Annotated in this window: 16 protein-coding genes; 9 read left to right on the top strand and 7 right to left on the bottom strand. The window is 71.8% G+C overall.

The features are described 5' to 3' along the window. Positions 1 to 410: 410 nt before the first annotated feature. The 5 genes from AB4Z01_RS11910 to AB4Z01_RS11890 all read left to right on the top strand — a co-directional run bounded on the left by AB4Z01_RS11910 (position 411) and on the right by AB4Z01_RS11890 (position 4,846). Positions 411 to 1,115 carry a CoA transferase subunit A gene (locus AB4Z01_RS11910; protein ID WP_441693710.1) on the top strand — a complete coding sequence of 235 codons (705 nt, stop codon included), beginning with the start codon at positions 411 to 413 and terminating at the stop codon, positions 1,113 to 1,115. 14 nt (positions 1,116 to 1,129) lie between these two features. Further along, positions 1,130 to 1,774 (top strand): CoA transferase subunit B, encoded by a 645-nt coding sequence (locus AB4Z01_RS11905; RefSeq protein ID WP_441693708.1) that lies wholly within the window; start codon positions 1,130 to 1,132, stop codon positions 1,772 to 1,774. 9 nt (positions 1,775 to 1,783) lie between these two features. Further along, positions 1,784 to 2,686 carry a polysaccharide deacetylase family protein gene (locus AB4Z01_RS11900; RefSeq protein ID WP_441693706.1) on the top strand — a complete coding sequence of 301 codons (903 nt, stop codon included), beginning with the start codon at positions 1,784 to 1,786 and terminating at the stop codon, positions 2,684 to 2,686. 103 nt (positions 2,687 to 2,789) lie between these two features. Beyond that, positions 2,790 to 3,953, top strand: a complete 1,164-nt coding sequence (locus AB4Z01_RS11895) for a GNAT family N-acetyltransferase (protein ID WP_441693704.1) — start codon at positions 2,790 to 2,792, stop codon at positions 3,951 to 3,953. Between the two features lie 53 nt (positions 3,954 to 4,006). Then, positions 4,007 to 4,846 carry a DUF533 domain-containing protein gene (locus AB4Z01_RS11890; RefSeq protein WP_441693702.1) on the top strand — a complete coding sequence of 280 codons (840 nt, stop codon included), beginning with the start codon at positions 4,007 to 4,009 and terminating at the stop codon, positions 4,844 to 4,846. Between the two features lie 16 nt (positions 4,847 to 4,862). On the opposite strand, the gene AB4Z01_RS11885 is transcribed toward AB4Z01_RS11890, so the two are convergent. After that, positions 4,863 to 5,852 (bottom strand): 2-hydroxyacid dehydrogenase, encoded by a 990-nt coding sequence (locus tag AB4Z01_RS11885; RefSeq protein WP_441693700.1) that lies wholly within the window; start codon positions 5,850 to 5,852, stop codon positions 4,863 to 4,865. 111 nt (positions 5,853 to 5,963) lie between these two features. Between AB4Z01_RS11885 and AB4Z01_RS11880 the strand changes: the two genes are divergently transcribed. From AB4Z01_RS11880 to AB4Z01_RS11870, 3 genes are read left to right on the top strand one after another with little or no spacing between them, the layout of a single operon-like run. After that, positions 5,964 to 6,728: a CDP-alcohol phosphatidyltransferase family protein gene (locus AB4Z01_RS11880; RefSeq protein WP_441693698.1), complete on the top strand. Its 765-nt coding sequence runs from the start codon at positions 5,964 to 5,966 to the stop codon at positions 6,726 to 6,728. Continuing rightward, a complete protein-coding gene (locus AB4Z01_RS11875; protein WP_441693696.1) occupies positions 6,725 to 7,471 on the top strand; it encodes an FkbM family methyltransferase in 747 nt (248 codons plus the stop codon). Before AB4Z01_RS11880 ends, AB4Z01_RS11875 begins: the two co-directional genes overlap by 4 nt. Further along, a complete protein-coding gene (locus tag AB4Z01_RS11870) occupies positions 7,468 to 8,217 on the top strand; it encodes a RibD family protein (protein WP_441693694.1) in 750 nt (249 codons plus the stop codon). The genes AB4Z01_RS11875 and AB4Z01_RS11870 overlap by 4 nt, the downstream gene beginning before the upstream one ends. Here the strand turns inward: AB4Z01_RS11870 and AB4Z01_RS11865 are convergent. Genes AB4Z01_RS11865 through AB4Z01_RS11855 form a run of 3 tightly spaced genes read right to left on the bottom strand, consistent with a single transcriptional unit; the run spans position 8,214 to position 10,641 of the window. Continuing rightward, complete coding sequence (locus AB4Z01_RS11865; protein WP_441693692.1) at positions 8,214 to 9,263, bottom strand: glycosyltransferase family 4 protein; 1,050 nt, start codon at positions 9,261 to 9,263, stop codon at positions 8,214 to 8,216. The two genes, AB4Z01_RS11870 and AB4Z01_RS11865, sit on opposite strands and share 4 nt — an antisense overlap. Next, positions 9,260 to 9,664: a 6-pyruvoyl trahydropterin synthase family protein gene (locus tag AB4Z01_RS11860; protein WP_441693690.1), complete on the bottom strand. Its 405-nt coding sequence runs from the start codon at positions 9,662 to 9,664 to the stop codon at positions 9,260 to 9,262. Before AB4Z01_RS11860 ends, AB4Z01_RS11865 begins: the two co-directional genes overlap by 4 nt. A gap of 2 nt (positions 9,665 to 9,666) precedes the next feature. Beyond that, the gene (locus AB4Z01_RS11855; protein ID WP_441693688.1) at positions 9,667 to 10,641 is read right to left on the bottom strand and encodes a zinc-dependent alcohol dehydrogenase; all 975 of its coding nucleotides are present in this window, start codon (positions 10,639 to 10,641) and stop codon (positions 9,667 to 9,669) included. A 144-nt stretch (positions 10,642 to 10,785) separates the two neighbouring features. Here AB4Z01_RS11855 and xylB point away from each other — a divergent pair, with 144 nt between their 5' ends. Next, a complete protein-coding gene (gene xylB / locus AB4Z01_RS11850) occupies positions 10,786 to 12,240 on the top strand; it encodes a xylulokinase (RefSeq protein ID WP_441693686.1) in 1,455 nt (484 codons plus the stop codon). A 178-nt stretch (positions 12,241 to 12,418) separates the two neighbouring features. Here xylB and AB4Z01_RS11845 read toward each other — a convergent pair whose 3' ends face one another. The 3 genes from AB4Z01_RS11845 to AB4Z01_RS11835 all read right to left on the bottom strand — a co-directional run bounded on the left by AB4Z01_RS11845 (position 12,419) and on the right by AB4Z01_RS11835 (position 14,808). After that, complete coding sequence (locus AB4Z01_RS11845; protein ID WP_441693684.1) at positions 12,419 to 13,276, bottom strand: EamA family transporter; 858 nt, start codon at positions 13,274 to 13,276, stop codon at positions 12,419 to 12,421. A 70-nt stretch (positions 13,277 to 13,346) separates the two neighbouring features. Further along, positions 13,347 to 13,988: a LysE family translocator gene (locus AB4Z01_RS11840; protein ID WP_441693682.1), complete on the bottom strand. Its 642-nt coding sequence runs from the start codon at positions 13,986 to 13,988 to the stop codon at positions 13,347 to 13,349. 124 nt (positions 13,989 to 14,112) lie between these two features. Further along, positions 14,113 to 14,808: a TetR/AcrR family transcriptional regulator gene (locus AB4Z01_RS11835; protein WP_441693680.1), complete on the bottom strand. Its 696-nt coding sequence runs from the start codon at positions 14,806 to 14,808 to the stop codon at positions 14,113 to 14,115. Positions 14,809 to 14,930 lie beyond the last annotated feature (122 nt).

Below are 14,930 nucleotides of genomic sequence, written 5' to 3'. Positions count from 1 at the left end.
ACGGTGCCGGTCGCCCGGCGCCGGAACAGGCCGCCCAGCCGGGCGCGCCAGCCGCGACGGGCGGGAGCCAGGTCATCCTGGAAGATGTCGTCCGGCCGTTCGCTCACTCGCCCCTCGCCCCTGATGGTCTCGGGGAACAGAATGGCGATGGCGGCAGCTTCGTGCCAGCCCCGTCGCGGCGGCGCCGATGCGATCGGCTGCGCACGCCGACGAGCCGGCACGGTTCAGCCATGCCGATGGATCTGGGCAAGCATCCGCGAGCGGCGCCAGCGGGCATCACGCTCGGTCGCGGAGGCGGCCTCCGGCCCCTGCCGCAAACCGGCCGGGGTGCGGCGCGGCCTCGATTGACTCCCGCCCGCCGCCCCGCTTTAGTCCCTGCGCGCCCAGTTGATGCTGACGGGAGTGACGGGATGAAGAAGGTCTATCCGGATGCCACGGCGGCGCTGGCCGATGTGCTCCGCGACGGGATGATGGTGATGGCCGGCGGCTTCGGCCTCTGCGGCATCCCGGAGAAGCTGATCGACGCCATCGCCGCGAGCGGCGTCAAGGGCCTGACGGTGATCTCGAACAATTGCGGCATCGACGGCGTCGGCCTCGGCAAGCTGCTCGACCGCGGCCAGATCAAGAAGATGATCTCGTCCTATGTCGGCGAGAACAAGCTGTTCGCCCAGCAGTACCTGTCCGGCCAGCTGGAGCTGGAGTTCAACCCGCAGGGCACGCTGGCCGAGCGCATCCGCGCCGGCGGCGCCGGCATTCCCGCCTTCTTCACCAAGACCGGCGTCGGCACCATCGTCGCCGACGGCAAGGAGGTGCGCGAGTTCGACGGCGCCCAGTATGTGATGGAGCGCGGGCTGTTCGCCGACCTGGCCATCGTCAAGGCCTGGAAGGGCGACACCGAGGGCAACCTGATCTACCGGATGACCGCCCGGAACTTCAACCCGATGATGGCCACCGCCGCCAAGGTGACGGTCGCCGAGGTCGAGGAGCTGGTCGATGTCGGCGGGCTGGAGGCCAACCAGATCCACACCCCCGGCATCTATGTGAAGCGCATCCTTCAGGGCCAGGACTACGAGAAGCGCATCGAGCAGCGCACCACCCGCCCGCGCGCCGCCTGAGCAGGAGACAGACCATGGCCTGGACCCGTGAACAGATGGCCGCCCGCGCCGCGCGCGAGCTGGAGGACGGCTTCTACGTCAATCTCGGCATCGGCATCCCGACGCTGGTGGCGAACTACATCCCCGACGGCATCACCGTGGCGCTGCAGAGCGAGAACGGCATGCTGGGCATGGGCCCCTTCCCCTATGAGGGCGAGGAGGACCCGGACCTGATCAATGCCGGCAAGCAGACGATCACCGAGCTGCCGCAGTCGAGCTATTTCAGCTCGGCCGATTCCTTCGCCATGATCCGCGGCGGGCATATCGACCTGTCGATCCTCGGCGCCATGCAGGTGTCGAAGGAGGGCGACCTCGCCAACTGGATGATCCCCGGCAAGATGGTGAAGGGGATGGGCGGGGCGATGGACCTGGTCGCCGGCGTCAAGCGCGTCGTCGTGATCATGGAGCACAACGCCAAGGACGGCACGCCGAAGCTGCTCGACGCCTGCGACCTGCCGCTGACCGGCAAGGCCGTGGTCGACCTGGTGATCACCGAGCTCGGCGTGTTCGAGATCGGGCCCCAGGGCCTGACCCTGACCGAGGTCGCCGACGGCGTCACGGTCGAGGAGATCCGGGCCAAGACCGAGGCCCCCTTCGCCACCCGGCCCGGCCTGGCCTGATCCCGACCGATGGCCGGGACGCCGCTGGCGGGCCATGACCGCTTCGGCTACAGCGCGATCACCCGCCGGCCGGGCACGGCCTGGCCGGACGGGACGCGCCTCGCCGTCTATCTCGGCCTCAACCTCGAGCATTTCGCCTTCGGTGAGGGGCTGGGAGCCGAGCTGGCGCCGGGCGGGCCGCATCCGGACGTGCTGAACTACGCCTGGCGCGACTACGGCAACCGGGTCGGCGCCTGGCGCCTGCTGGAGCTGTTCGACAGCCTGGCCCTGCCCTGCTCCGCCATCGTCAACGCGTCGATCTACGATCATTGTCCGGAGCTGCCGGCCGCCTTCCAGGCCCGCGGCGACGAGATCGTCGGCCACGGCCACAGCAACTCCGAACGCCAGGGCGTGCTGCCGGAGGCGGAGGAAGCGGCGCTGATCCGCCGCGCCACCGACGCCATTGCCCGCCATGCCGGGACGCCGCCAAAAGGCTGGCTCGGCCCCTGGATCTCGCAGAGCCTGCGCACCCCGGACCTGCTGCAGGAGGCGGGGTACGACTACCTGCTGGATTGGTGCCATGACGACCAGCCGGTGTGGATGCGCACCCGGGTGGGGCGCATCCTGTCGGTGCCCTACCCGCAGGAGTTGAACGACATCCCGGCGATCGTGGCCCGCAAGATGAACGCCGACGCCTTCGCCGACATGGTGATCGGCCAGTTCGACGAGATGCTGGAGCAGCAGGCGCATGGCCAGGCCCTGGTGATGGGCGTGGCGCTGCATCCCTACATCGTCGGCCAGCCCTACCGGCTGCGCCAGCTGCGCCGCGCCCTGGCTCATATCGCTGCCCGCAGCAGCGAGGTCTGGATCACCACCGCCGGCGCCATCGCCGCCCACGCCGCCGCCTTTCCGCCCGGGACCGTGCCGGACTGACGGCCAGCACCCGATCGTCGCGTCTCAAAACCAGCCGCGACGCTTGCCCCCGCCCGGCGCCGAGCCCAGATTAAGGCTTTCGCACATGCGAGAGACCGGCCCCATGCCCGACGGCACCCCCGAGGCAAGCCTCAAGCTCGTCGCCGACATCACCGCCCTCGACGCCTCGGCCTGGGATGCCTGCGCCGGGCCGGACAACCCGTTCCTGTCGCACGCCTTCCTGTCGGCGCTGGAGCAGAGCGGGTCGGCCACCGCCGAAGCCGGCTGGCTGCCGCAGCATCTGGTGCTGGAGGAGCCGGACGGACGCCTGCTGGGCGTCGTGCCGCTGTACCTCAAGGGCCATTCCCAGGGCGAATACGTCTTCGACCACAGCTGGGCCCGGGCCTATGAGCAGGCGGGCGGCGAGTATTATCCGAAGCTGCTGTCGGCCGTGCCCTTCACCCCGGTCACCGGCGCGCGCCTGCTGGTCCGTCCCGGCGCGCCGGCGCAGACCGCCGACCTGCTGATCCACGGGCTGGAGCAGGCGGCGCTGGCGCACAAGGTCTCCTCCGTCCACGTCACCTTCCCGACCGAGGCCGACTGGTCGCGCTTCGGCGCCGCCGGCTGGCTGCAGCGGATCGGCGAGCAATACCATTGGGAGAATGAGGGCTACGCCGGCTTCGACGACTTCCTGGCCACGCTGAACAGCCGCCGGCGCAAGGACATCCGCAAGGAGCGGCAGCGCGCGGTCGAGGGCGGCATCCGGCTGACCGTGCTGACCGGCGACGACCTGAAGCCGCGGCACTGGGACGCCTTCTTCCGCTTCTACATCAACACCAGCGACCGGAAATGGGGCGACCCGTACCTGACCCGGGAGTTCTTCGCCCGGATCGGCGAGACCATGGCCGACCGCATCGCCCTGGTGATGGCGGAGAAGGACGGACGCTGGATCGCCGGGGCGCTGAACCTGATCGGCAGCGACACGATCTACGGCCGCAACTGGGGCTGCGACGGCCGCGACTATCCCTTCCTGCATTTCGAGGCCTGCTACTACCAGGCGATCGACTTCGCCATCGCCCGCGGCCTGAAGCGGGTCGAGGCCGGGGCCCAGGGCGAGCACAAGGTGATGCGCGGCTACCGCCCGGTCCGCACCTACAGCGCGCACTGGATCCACGATCCCGGCTTCCGCCGCGCCGTGGCCGATTTCCTGGCCCGCGAGACCCGCGCGGTCGAGGCCGGCATCGAAGACCTCGCGGAACACCTCCCCTTCCGGCAGGGTTGTCCCTAGCGGCATCACGACGCGACGGCCGGCAGGCAGCCGCGAACCGAGGGAGAGAGACCATGGATCTCGACAAGCTCTTGGGTGCGTTGGCTGGAAGCGGCATGGGCCGAGCCCGAGGTGGCTCCGGGGGTATCGGCGACATCCTCAGCCAGGTGCTGGGTGGAGGCGGCGCCGCACCGGCGGGTCGATCGGGCGGCGGCCTGGGAGGACTTGGCGGGCTGCTCGAGGGTCTGGGCGGCGGCGGCGCGTCCGGTGGCGGGCTCGGCAGCATCCTCGGCGGGCTTGCAGGCGGTCAAAGAGGCGGCAGCGGGCTTGGCGGGGGCCTCGGCGGCGGGCTGATGGCGATCATTGGCACGATCGCCATGCAGGCGCTGCAGAACCGCGGCGGCGGCGGGCTGCTGGGCGGCCTCGGCGGCTCAGGCGATGCATCCCCGAGGGGCCTGGCCACGCCGGCCGCGCCCCCGGCTTCGGTCGCGAATGGCGGGGCCGGCGGCGGCTTCCTCGACATGGCCGATTCGGTCGGCGGCGGGACCCAGGCAGCGCCCTTGATCGGGCAGGACACCGCCCAGCGCATCATCCGCACCATGATTGCCGCGGCGGCGGCCGACGGCACCATCGACGAGGCCGAGGCCACGGCGATCCAGGGCCATCTCGGCGAGGAGGACGAGGAAGAGCGCGCCTTCATCGAGCAGGAGCTGAACAGCCCGGCGACGCCGGAGCAGCTGGCGGCCGGAGTCGGCGGGCCGCAGGAGGCGGCTCAGGTCTACACCGCGGCGCTGCTGACCGTGACCATGGATTCGCCGGAGGAGAGCCGCTTCCTGAAACAGCTGGCCCTGGCGCTGCGGCTCGACGCCCAGACCATCGCGTCGCTGCACCAGACGGTACGGCAGGGACAGTGATTGTAGGCCGACGGCCTTAAAACTCCGTCTCCAGCACCCGGTCCGGCGGCACATGGCCGTCGGCAAAGCTGCGGATGTTGACGATCACCTTCTGGCCCATGTCGATGCGGCCCTCGAGCGTGGCCGAGCCCATATGCGGCAGCAGCACCACATTGGGCAGCTTCAGCAGCTTCGGGTTGACGTTCGGCTCGCGCTCGAACACGTCGAGCCCGGCCCCCGCCAGCTCGCCCTGCTTCAGCATCTGCGCCAGCGCCGTCTCGTCGATCACCTCGCCGCGCGAGGTGTTCACGATCAGCGCGTCGCGGCGCAGCAGCTTCAGCCGCCGGGCCGACAGCAGATGGAAGGTCGCCGGCGTGCGCGGGCAGTTGACCGAAACGATGTCCATCCGCGACAGCATCTGGTCCAGGCTGGGCCAGAAGGTCGCATCCAGCTCGGCCTCCACCTCCGGATGCACCCTGTTCCGGTTGTGATAGTGCACCGAGAGGCCGAAGGCGCGGGCCCGGCGCGCCACCGCCTGGCCGATCCGGCCCATGCCGATGATGCCGAGGCGCTTGCCGCCGAGCCGGGCGCCGAGCATGCCGGTCGGGCTCCAGCCGGTCCATTGCCCGCCGCGGACCAGCCGCTCGCCCTCCGCCAGCCGGCGGGCCACCGACAGGATCAGGGCCATGGTCATGTCGGCGGTGTCCTCGGTCAGGACGCCGGGGGTGTTGGTCACGGTCAGCCCGCGCGCCCTGGCGGCGCCGAGGTCAATGTGGTCGACACCGGTGCCGAAGCTGGCGATCAGCTTCAACTGCGGCCCGGACTTGGCCAGCAGCTCGGCGTCGATCCGGTCGGTCACCGTCGGCACCAGCACATCGGCCTCGCCCATCGCGGCGATCATCTGCTCCCGGTCCAGCGCCACGTCGTCGTGGTTCAGCCGGGTCTCGAACAGCTCCATCATCCGGGTCTCGATGACATCCGGCAGCTTGCGCGTGACGATGACGAGCGGACGTTTTCTCTCGGCCATGGCTGAAGCAGTCCCGGCAACCCCATTTGCGCCATAGAGCAAGCCGGGCGGCAGATTGTCCAGTGCCCCGACTGTGACCTGCGTCACGGTTTCGCCGAAGAGTCGCGTAGGATGATGGCGTCGACCGGCTGGAGCACTATGCGGGACGAGACCGATTTTCGCGGCGCGCTGCAGCGGCAGGCGCGATGGCCTTTGACGGCGGGGGCGCTGGCGCTCGCCGTCCTGGCGCTGCCGCTCGCCGCCGAACCCGCGCTCGGCGTCCCTTTCGTGGCGCGGGCCGAACTGCTGTATTGCGGCATCGCCACGCTGATCCTGGCCGGCCTCGCCGCCCATGCCCCGCATCGCCGCTTCGGCCCGGCCAACACCGTGACGCTGTCGCGCATCGTGCTGATCTGCCTGCTGGCCGCGCTAATGGGCACGGCCGCGCCGGACGAGGACTGCCTGTGGCTGATCGCCGGATTCGCCACGCTGGCGCTGGCGCTGGACGGGGTCGACGGCTGGGCGGCACGGCGCAGCGGCCTGGCCTCCCGCTTCGGCGCCCGATTCGACATGGAGGCCGACGCCTTCTTCGTCCTGGTCCTCTCGGTGCTGGCCTGGCAATGGGACAAGGTCGGTGCCTGGGTGCTGCTGATCGGGGCGATGCGCTACCTCTACGTCCTGGCCGGCGCCGCCTGGCCCTGGCTGCGCGGGCCGGTGCCGGACAGCGTCGCCCGCAAGGCCGTCTGCGTGATCCAGATCCTGGCGCTGATCGCCTGCCTGACCCCGCTGGTGCCGCCTGCCCTCGCCACGACGCTGGCCGCCGGCGCGCTCACGCTGCTGGGCTGGTCCTTCGGCCGCGACGTGGCCTGGCTGTGGCGCCGGCGCCTGCCGGCATGAACGCCATCGCCCGCGCCGCCGGCATCGCCCGCTCACTCGCCATCTACCGCGGCATCCCGGGCCGCTCCGCCCGTTTTCGCCGGTTCTTCTCGACGCTGATCCGGCCCGGCGACCTGTGCTTCGACATCGGCGCCCATGTCGGCAACCGCAGCCTGTGCTGGGTCGGTCTCGGCGCCCGGGTGGTGGCGGTGGAGCCGCAACCCGACCTCGCCCGGCTGCTGCGCCGCAGCTTCCGTGGCCATCCCGGCATCACCCTGGTCGAGAGCGCGGTCGGCGCCGCCCCCGGCACCGCTGTGCTGCATCTCAGCAGCCGGACGCCGACCGTCGCCAGCCTGTCGCCCGGCTGGATCGAGACGGTGTCGGGGACGGAGGGCTTCGCCGCGATCCGATGGGACCGGCAGGTCGAGGTGCCGGTGACGACGCTGGACGCGCTGATCGACCGCTTCGGCGTCCCGGCCTTCTGCAAGATCGATGTCGAGGGCTTCGAGGCCGAGGTGCTGGCCGGCCTCTCTCGCCCCCTGCCCTGCCTGTCGGTCGAATACGTCCCGGCGGCGCTGGCGGCGACCCTCGCCGCGCTCGACCGGATCGAGGCGCTGGGCAGTTGCCGCTTCCAGGTCTCGATCGGCGAAACCGGGCGCTTCCTGTGGCCGAACTGGCGGGAGGGGCACGAATTGCGGGCCTGGCTGTTGACTCGATCGCCGGGGGACCGCTCCGGCGACATCTATGCGCGGGCCGAGGCATGATGGACACCGCCTGGATCTGGCTGCTCGACCGCCGCGCCGGCCGGCCGGAGGCGCCTTTGCCCTCCGACGCCGCGGCGCGCGACCGAATCGCGCTGCTGCGGCCCTTCGCCGAGGCCGAGGGCCGCTTCGCCCTGGCCCATCTCGGCCAGAGCATCGACGGCCACATCGCCACCGGCTGCGGCCAGTCGCAATACGTCACCGGCCCCTGCAACCTCGACCATCTGCACCGGCTGCGGGCGCTGGCCGATGCCGTGCTGGTCGGCGCCGGCACCGTCGCCCATGACGACCCCCGGCTGACCACGCGCCGGGTCGACGGTCCGAACCCGGTGCGGGTGGTGCTGGATCCCGGCCGCCGGCTCGATGCCGGCCACGGCCTGTTCACCGACGGCGCCGCCCCGACCCTGCTGCTCTGCGCCGCCGACCGTGCCGACCGCCCGGCCGGCGGGGCGGAGATCATCGGCCTCGACGACCCGTGCCCCGCCGCGGTGCTTGAGGCGCTGGCGGCGCGCGGGCTGCGGCGGGTGCTGATCGAGGGCGGCGGCACCACCGTGTCGCGCTTCCTCGCCGCCGGGGTGCTGGACCGGCTGCATGTCGCGGTGGCGCCGATCATCATCGGCTCCGGCAAGGGCGGCCTGCGCCTGCCGGAGATCGCCCATCTCGATCAGGCCCTGCGCCCACCCTGCCGCACCTATGCGATGGGCGGCGACGTGCTGTTCGACTTCGACCTGCGCGGGGTCGCGGCTTAGCCGACCAGGTCCAGTTCATGCGCGAAGGCCGCCGCCTGGGCCGGCCAGCCGGGAAGGCGGGCGCGCGCCGCCAGCCCGGCCTCGCGCAGCCGCAGCCGCGCGCCTGGATCGGTCAGCAGGCGGCGCAGCGCCTCGGCCAGCGCGTCGACATCGCCCGGCGGCACCAGGATCCCGGCATCGGGCGGCACCGTGTCCGGGATCGCGCCGCCGGTGGTGCTGACGATCGGCAGGCCGCGAGCCGAGGCCTCGGCCAGGGCCATGCCGTAGCCCTCGTGATGCGACGGCAGCACGAACAGGTCGGAGCGGTCGTAATGGTGCAGCAGCGTCGGCTCGTCGATCTCGCCGAGAAGGCTGATGCGGCCGGACAGGCCGGCGCGCTCCACCGCCGCCAGCACCGCCTTGGCATGCTCCGCATCGCGCTCCAGGCTGCCGGCGCAGACCAGCCGCCAGGGCAGCCCGGCCAGGCGCTGCAACGCGGCGACGAGGTCGAGATAACCCTTGCGCGGCGTCAGCGTGGCGACGCAGAGCAGCACCGGCGCCGCCTCGCCCGAGCCCTGGGCCGGCGGGGTCGGATCGGTGCCCGGCAGCACCACGCCGATCCGCCCGGCCGCGACGCCGTAGCCGTACAGGTCGCGGGCGGTGCCGGGGCTGGTGACGATCACCCGCCGCGCCGCCGCCAGCGCCTGCCGCTCGCTCGCCTCCAGCGTCTGGCGCTGCGCCGGGCTCAGCCCGTTCTCGAAGGCCAGCGGGTGGTGGATCAGCGCCACCAGCCGCAGCCGGGCGGCCTCGGCCGCCATCGGCTGCGGCAGCACGCTGAAGGCCAGCCCGTCGACCACGGTCAGGGCGTTGTCCGGCAGGCCCCGCAGCACCGCGGCCGCCTCCGCCATCTCGGCCCGGCCCGGAAAGGGGAAGCCGTCCGCCAGCCGGTGCAGCGTCACCCGGCGGCCGAGGCCTCGCAGCCCTTCGACGATGCGCTTGTCGTAGATGTAGCCGCCGGTGCGCGACTCCGGGTCGCCCGGCAGCAGGAACGCGACCCGCTCGATCATCGCGCCAGCCGGCCCTCATAGGAGGCCCAGGCGACATGCGATTCGTGCAAGGTCACGGCCAGGCTCTCGATCGCCGCCGCGCCGGCCCCGAGCTCGCCCGCCGCGATCCGGGCGGCGATGCGGTCGAAGATGGTGCGGGCCAGCACCTCGGTCGTGGTGTTCCATCCGGCGAAGGCCGCTTCCTCGTCCAGGTTGCGGTAGTTTAGCTCGCCCATCACCGTCTTCAGCGCGACCGAGGCCAGGCCGATGTCGACGACGATGCCGTCCTCGTCCAGCTCGGCCCGGCGGAAGGCCAGGTCGACGACATAGGTGGCGCCGTGCAGCTTCTGCGCCGGGCCGAACACGGCGCCGCGGAAGCTGTGGGCGATCATGAAATGGTCGCGGACCGAAACCGTGTACATGCTCATTCCTCCGGGTAACGGATGCGCTGGCACAGCGCGCCGGCGGGGTCGGCCGCCAGCCGGGCCAGCACCTCGGGCAATTCGTCGAAGTCGCAGTCGCCGCTGAACAGCACGTCCAGCGCCGGATCAAGCAGCAGGTCCAGCGCCTTGGCCATGCGCCTGGCATAGTCCCAGCGCGGCCGCTGCGCCGTCGCCACCATCCCGACCTGGGACGAGCGCAGGGTCAGGCGTTTGGAATGGAAGGCCTCGCCCAGCGGCAGCAGCACCGGCGTGTCGCCGTACCAGCTGGCCTCGACCACCGTCGCCTCGATCCCGGCGAGGCCGAGCGCGGTCGCCGCCCCCCTTGGGCTGCCGCTGGCGTGGATCACCAGGTCCTGGTCGCCCGGAGCGTCCGGCGGCAGGGCGAAGCCGACCCCGAGCGCCGCGGCGATCGCCGCCCGGCCGGGATCGGTGTCGACCAGCGTCACCGTGCAGCCCGGGATCCGGCCGGCCAGCCGGGCGATCAGGCATCCGACCACGCCGGCGCCGACCACCGCGATCCGGTCGCCCGGCCGCGCCGCCGAGTCCCAGACCACGTTCAGCGCCGTCTCCATGTTCGCGGCCAGCACCGCCCGCTCCGGCGCCAAGCCCTCGGGCAGCGGCGTCACCGCCGCCGCCGGCACGACATAGGCGGTCTGGTGCGGGAACAGGCAGAACACATCGCGGCGCAGCAGCGCCTCCGGCCCGGCCTCGACCGTGCCGACATTGATGTAGCCGTACTTCACCGGCCCGGGGAACACGCCGGCCTGGAACGGCGCCCGCATCGCCTGGTGCTGGCTGGGCGGCACCTTGCCTTGGAACACCAGCGCCTCGGTGCCACGGCTGAGGGCGCCGAAGCGGGCGCGCACGCGCACCTCGTCGGGCCCCGGCTCGGGCAGGGTCTCGGTGCCGATCCGGGCCTGGCCCGGCTTGAGGATCCAGAGGGCGCGCACATCCATGATGCCCCTGGAATAAGCCCCCGCGCCGTCGCTGGCCAGTCAGCACGGCAAAAACCGGCTACCGCTGCAACGGAGAGGCCGGCCTCGCGCATTGTCTCCGGCCGGCGGGTTCCGTAGCTTGAGGCCGCAATCGGGAGAATGGGCATGTTTCTCGGCATCGATCTCGGGACCTCGGGGGTCAAGGTGGTGCTGGTCGATGGCGACCAGCGCGTGGTCGACCAGGAGGCGGTGCCGCTCTCCGTCTCCCGCCCGCATCCGCTTTGGAGTGAGCAGGACCCCGAGGAATGGTGGCGCGCCACCGACCAGGCCGTGGTCGCGCTCAAGGCCCGCCAGGCACTGTCCGGCGTCCGCGGCATCGGCCTGTCCGGCCAGATGCACGGCGCCACGCTGCTGGACCAGGCCGACCGCCCGATTCGCCCGGCGATCCTGTGGAATGACGGCCGCGCCGCAGCCGAATGCGCCGAGCTGGAGCGGCGCGAGCCGCGCTCCCGCGCCATCACCGGCAACCTGGCCATGCCCGGCTTCACCGCGCCGAAGCTGCTATGGGTGGCGGCGCATGAGCCAGACGCCTTCGCCCGCACCCGCCGGGTGCTGCTGCCGAAGGACTACCTCCGCCTGCGCATGACCGGCGCCGCGGCGTCGGAGATGTCGGACGCCGCCGGCACGCTGTGGCTCGATGTCGGCGCCCGGCGCTGGTCCGAGGCGATGCTGGGCGCCACCGGCCTGCCGCTCTCGGCGATGCCGGAKCTGTTCGAGGGCAGCCAGCCGACCGGCACGCTGCGGCCGGAGGTCGCCGCCGCCTGGGGCGTGCCGGCCGACGCCGTGGTGGCCGGTGGCGCCGGCGACAACGCCGCCGGGGCCGCCGGGGTCGGGGTGATCCGCCCGGGCGACGCCTTCCTGTCGCTCGGCACCTCGGGCGTGCTGTTCGTCGCCGATGCCGGCTTCGCGCCCAACCCGGCCGAGGCGGTGCACGCCTTCTGCCACTGCCTGCCGGGCACCTGGCACCGCATGTCGGTGATCCTCAGCGCCGCCTCGGCCCTGTCCTGGCTGGCCCGCCTGCTCGGCGGCACCGAGCCGGAGCTGCTGGCCGAGGCCGAGGCCGCCGATCCGGACATCGGCGACCTGCTGTTCCTGCCCTATCTCTCCGGCGAGCGCACCCCGCACAACGACCCGACGGCGACCGGCGTGTTCCTCGGCCTGACCCATGCCACCGGCCGGCCGCAGCTGGTCCGCGCCCTCTTGGAGGGCGTGGCCTTCGCCTTCGCCGACGGCCAGGCGGCGCTGACCGCGGCGGGCACCGCCATCGGCGAGGTCTCGGTGATCGGCGGCGGTGCCCGGTCGCCGTTCTGGGGCCGGATCCTGGCGGCGGCGCTGAACCGGCCGCTGCACTACCCGGCCGGCGGCGAGCTGGGCCCGGCCTTCGGCGCCGCCCGCCTCGGCCGGCTGGCCGCCACCGGCGAGGCGCCCGAGACCGTCTGCACCCGGCCGCAGACCGCCCATGTGGTCGAGCCGGACTCGGCATTGGCCGAGCGCTACGCCCAGAAGTACGAGCGCTTCCGCGCGCTGTACCCGATGCTGAAGCCGGCCTGGGCGGGATAAGACATTGTCCGAGAAATAACGATCGAGAGAGAAAGACGTCACTCTTTTACTGTCATTGCCGGGCTTGACCCGGCAATCCAGAAGATGTCGACAGTCTCTGGATGCCCGGGTCAAGCCCGGGCATGACAGTTGGGTGGAAGTCCGATCATCAATCGGCTCACTTGTTCTCGAGCGGTCTCTACTCCCCCGCCACCGCACCCAGGCTGGCGACGACCACCAGAGCGATGCCGGCGAGCTGGGCGGGGCTGAGCGCCTGGCCGAGCACGGCGAAGCCGATCAGCGTGCCCAGCGCCGGCTCGGCGCTCATCAGGATGCCGAAGGCCCGGGTCGGCATCCGCCGCAGGGCCATCATCTCCAGCGCGTAAGGCAGCAGCGGCACCAGGATGGCGAGGCCGATGGTGATGCCCAGCACCGGCAGCGGGATATGCCCGCCATTCTCCACCAGCCCCCACGGGGTGGCGACCACCGCGGCGACGGCCAGCGACATGGTCAGCCCCTGCAGCCCCGTGAAGGCCTGGCCGACCCGCTTCATCAGCACGATGTAGACCGCCCAGCCGAGGCCGGCGCCGAGGGCGAAGCCGGCGCCGGCCGGGTCGACCGTCCAGTCCGACCCGTCATGCACCAGCAGCACCACCCCGACCAAAGCGAGGACCGGCCACACCGCATGCCAGGCGCGGCGCATGCCGAAGGCCGCGACCCCGAGCGGCCCGAGGAACTCGATCGCCGTGGCCAGGCCCAGCGGGATCCGGATCACGGCCTGGAAGTAGCACAGCGTCATGCCGGCCATCGCCGCGCCCAGCAGGATCGCGCCGCGCCACTGCGCCCGGCTGTAGGACAGCACCTTCGGCCGGGTCACCACCGCCAGCAGCAGCGCCGCCCAGGCCAGCCGCAGCCAGGTCGTGCCCAGCGGGCCGAAGCTCTCCAGCGTCGGCTTGGCCAGGGCGGCCCCGAGCTGGACCAGCGTCATCGAGCCGACCGCCATCAGCGCGGCGGCGGCGATGCCCGCGGTCGTGCTGGTCTGGGACTCGGTCGCCATGCGGGAGCGGGATCCGTCTGTCGGTCGGGGACGCAGTATAGCGGCGGCGGCAGTGATGTCGCGCTTCGGCTCAGACCGGCCGCTTGTCGAAGGCCAGCCGCACGGCGAAGCCGGCCAGCAGGCTGCCCATGATCCAGCGCTGGGCGCGCAGCCAGGACGGACGGGCGGCGAACCAGGCGGCGATGCTGCCGGCCGCCAGCACGATCATCAGGTTGACGCCGAAGCTGATCGCCGCCTGGGTTCCGCCGAGCACCAGGCCCTGCAGCAGCACATGGCCGCGCTCCGGGTCGATGAACTGCGGCAGCAGCGACACGTAGAACACCGCGATCTTCGGGTTCAGGAGCGCGGTCAGGAAGCCCATGGCGAACAGTTTGGCCGGGCGGTCGACCTTGAGGTCGCTCCTCGGCTCCAGCGCCGACCCGGCGCCGGGGCGCACGGCGTTCCAGGCCATCCACAGCAGGTACAGGGCGCCGGCCCATTTCACCGCCTCATAGGCCAGCGGCACGGCCAGCATCAGAGCGGTCAGGCCGAGCGCGGTGCACAGGATGTAGCAGAGGATGCCGACCAGCACCCCGGCCAGCGAGATCGCCCCGGCCAGCCGGCCCTGCAGGATCGAGCGCGACAGCAGGTAGACCATGTTCGGCCCGGGGGTGCAGACCATGCCGAGCGCGATCAGGGCAAGGCCGGCCATGGCGGTGGGGCTGACGATCATCGCAGGGGTTCCTCGACTGAAGCGGAGCGGAGCATCGCTGTCCACCTCGCTGCCGGGCAATCGAAACATTGCTCTCCGGGCAAGATTATCAGGCCCACGGCAATCCAGGAGAGGGAGGCCTGCCTTATCCCGGGGCGAGGCCATCGAGCAGGAGGTCGAGGCCTTTGCGGAAGGCGCCGTCCCAGTCGTTGTCCAGCAGCAGGCGCGTGCGTTCGATCGTCGGGGTGCGTTCGCCGAGACCTGCAAGGCGCTGCTGCGCGGCGGCCCTGTCGTCGTCCGAGAGGTCGAAGCTCGCCCGGCTGATGGTGGCGCCCATCACGTAGTTCCACAGCGACCAGATCGCGACGTTCAGATCTGCATCCGCCACGCCGGCCCCGGACAAGGTCCGGCTCAGCAGCTCCAGGCGACCGAGGATGTTCGGGCCGAGCGCCCGGCGCGGCAGCAGCGATGCCGACCAGGGGTGGCGCAGCATGCTGGCGCGCCAGTCTTCCAGCATGTGAACGACGTCCCCGCGCCAGTCCTGAGGCTCGGCCGGTTGCGGCGGCGCGCGATAGCCGAGCACCGAGTCGAGCGCCAGATCGAACACACCTTCCTTGCTGTCGACGTGCCAATACAGGCTCATCACCCCCGCGCCGAGGCGATCGGCCAGCCGCCGCATCGTCAGCCCGTCGACCCCCTGCGCGTCCAGCAGCTCCACCGCGGTCGCCACGATGCGGTCCAGGGAGAGCGGCGGCTCACCGCGCGGCTCCGGCACGGGCTGGAGTGACACGCCGGTCCGCCGAGGCCGCTTGCTCCCGGTGCCGCTGCGCTTGGCTGCCATCCATCCTCCTCGCTGGTCACACCGTCGATTTAGGCCGGCAACGCGGCGAATGTCGATGATGAGCAATTGACTCGTACATCGTACGATGCGATTTGGTCGTACGCTGTACGAGTCAACCGCAT

Source organism: Inquilinus sp. YAF38 (genome assembly GCF_052113205.1).
Lineage (GTDB): Bacteria > Pseudomonadota > Alphaproteobacteria > DSM-16000 > Inquilinaceae > Inquilinus.
Note: the sequence above shows the minus strand (reverse complement) of the source record. Positions and strands in the feature narration are given on the sequence as shown.

What these genes read in the sequence shown, in the direction of transcription:
- AB4Z01_RS11890 (WP_441693702.1), top strand. Translation starts at nt 4,007, where the DNA reads ATGGATCTCGACAAGCTCTTGGGTGCGTTGGCTGGAAGCGGCATGGGC.
- AB4Z01_RS11880 (WP_441693698.1), top strand. Translation starts at nt 5,964, where the DNA reads ATGATGGCGTCGACCGGCTGGAGCACTATGCGGGACGAGACCGATTTT.
- AB4Z01_RS11900 (WP_441693706.1), top strand. Translation starts at nt 1,784, where the DNA reads ATGGCCGGGACGCCGCTGGCGGGCCATGACCGCTTCGGCTACAGCGCG.
- AB4Z01_RS11840 (WP_441693682.1), bottom strand. Translation starts at nt 13,988, where the DNA reads ATGATCGTCAGCCCCACCGCCATGGCCGGCCTTGCCCTGATCGCGCTC.
- AB4Z01_RS11885 (WP_441693700.1), bottom strand. Translation starts at nt 5,852, where the DNA reads ATGGCCGAGAGAAAACGTCCGCTCGTCATCGTCACGCGCAAGCTGCCG.
- AB4Z01_RS11845 (WP_441693684.1), bottom strand. Translation starts at nt 13,276, where the DNA reads ATGGCGACCGAGTCCCAGACCAGCACGACCGCGGGCATCGCCGCCGCC.
- AB4Z01_RS11895 (WP_441693704.1), top strand. Translation starts at nt 2,790, where the DNA reads ATGCCCGACGGCACCCCCGAGGCAAGCCTCAAGCTCGTCGCCGACATC.
- AB4Z01_RS11910 (WP_441693710.1), top strand. Translation starts at nt 411, where the DNA reads ATGAAGAAGGTCTATCCGGATGCCACGGCGGCGCTGGCCGATGTGCTC.
- AB4Z01_RS11860 (WP_441693690.1), bottom strand. Translation starts at nt 9,664, where the DNA reads ATGTACACGGTTTCGGTCCGCGACCATTTCATGATCGCCCACAGCTTC.
- AB4Z01_RS11870 (WP_441693694.1), top strand. Translation starts at nt 7,468, where the DNA reads ATGATGGACACCGCCTGGATCTGGCTGCTCGACCGCCGCGCCGGCCGG.
- AB4Z01_RS11835 (WP_441693680.1), bottom strand. Translation starts at nt 14,808, where the DNA reads ATGGCAGCCAAGCGCAGCGGCACCGGGAGCAAGCGGCCTCGGCGGACC.
- AB4Z01_RS11905 (WP_441693708.1), top strand. Translation starts at nt 1,130, where the DNA reads ATGGCCTGGACCCGTGAACAGATGGCCGCCCGCGCCGCGCGCGAGCTG.
- AB4Z01_RS11855 (WP_441693688.1), bottom strand. Translation starts at nt 10,641, where the DNA reads ATGGATGTGCGCGCCCTCTGGATCCTCAAGCCGGGCCAGGCCCGGATC.
- AB4Z01_RS11865 (WP_441693692.1), bottom strand. Translation starts at nt 9,263, where the DNA reads ATGATCGAGCGGGTCGCGTTCCTGCTGCCGGGCGACCCGGAGTCGCGC.
- AB4Z01_RS11875 (WP_441693696.1), top strand. Translation starts at nt 6,725, where the DNA reads ATGAACGCCATCGCCCGCGCCGCCGGCATCGCCCGCTCACTCGCCATC.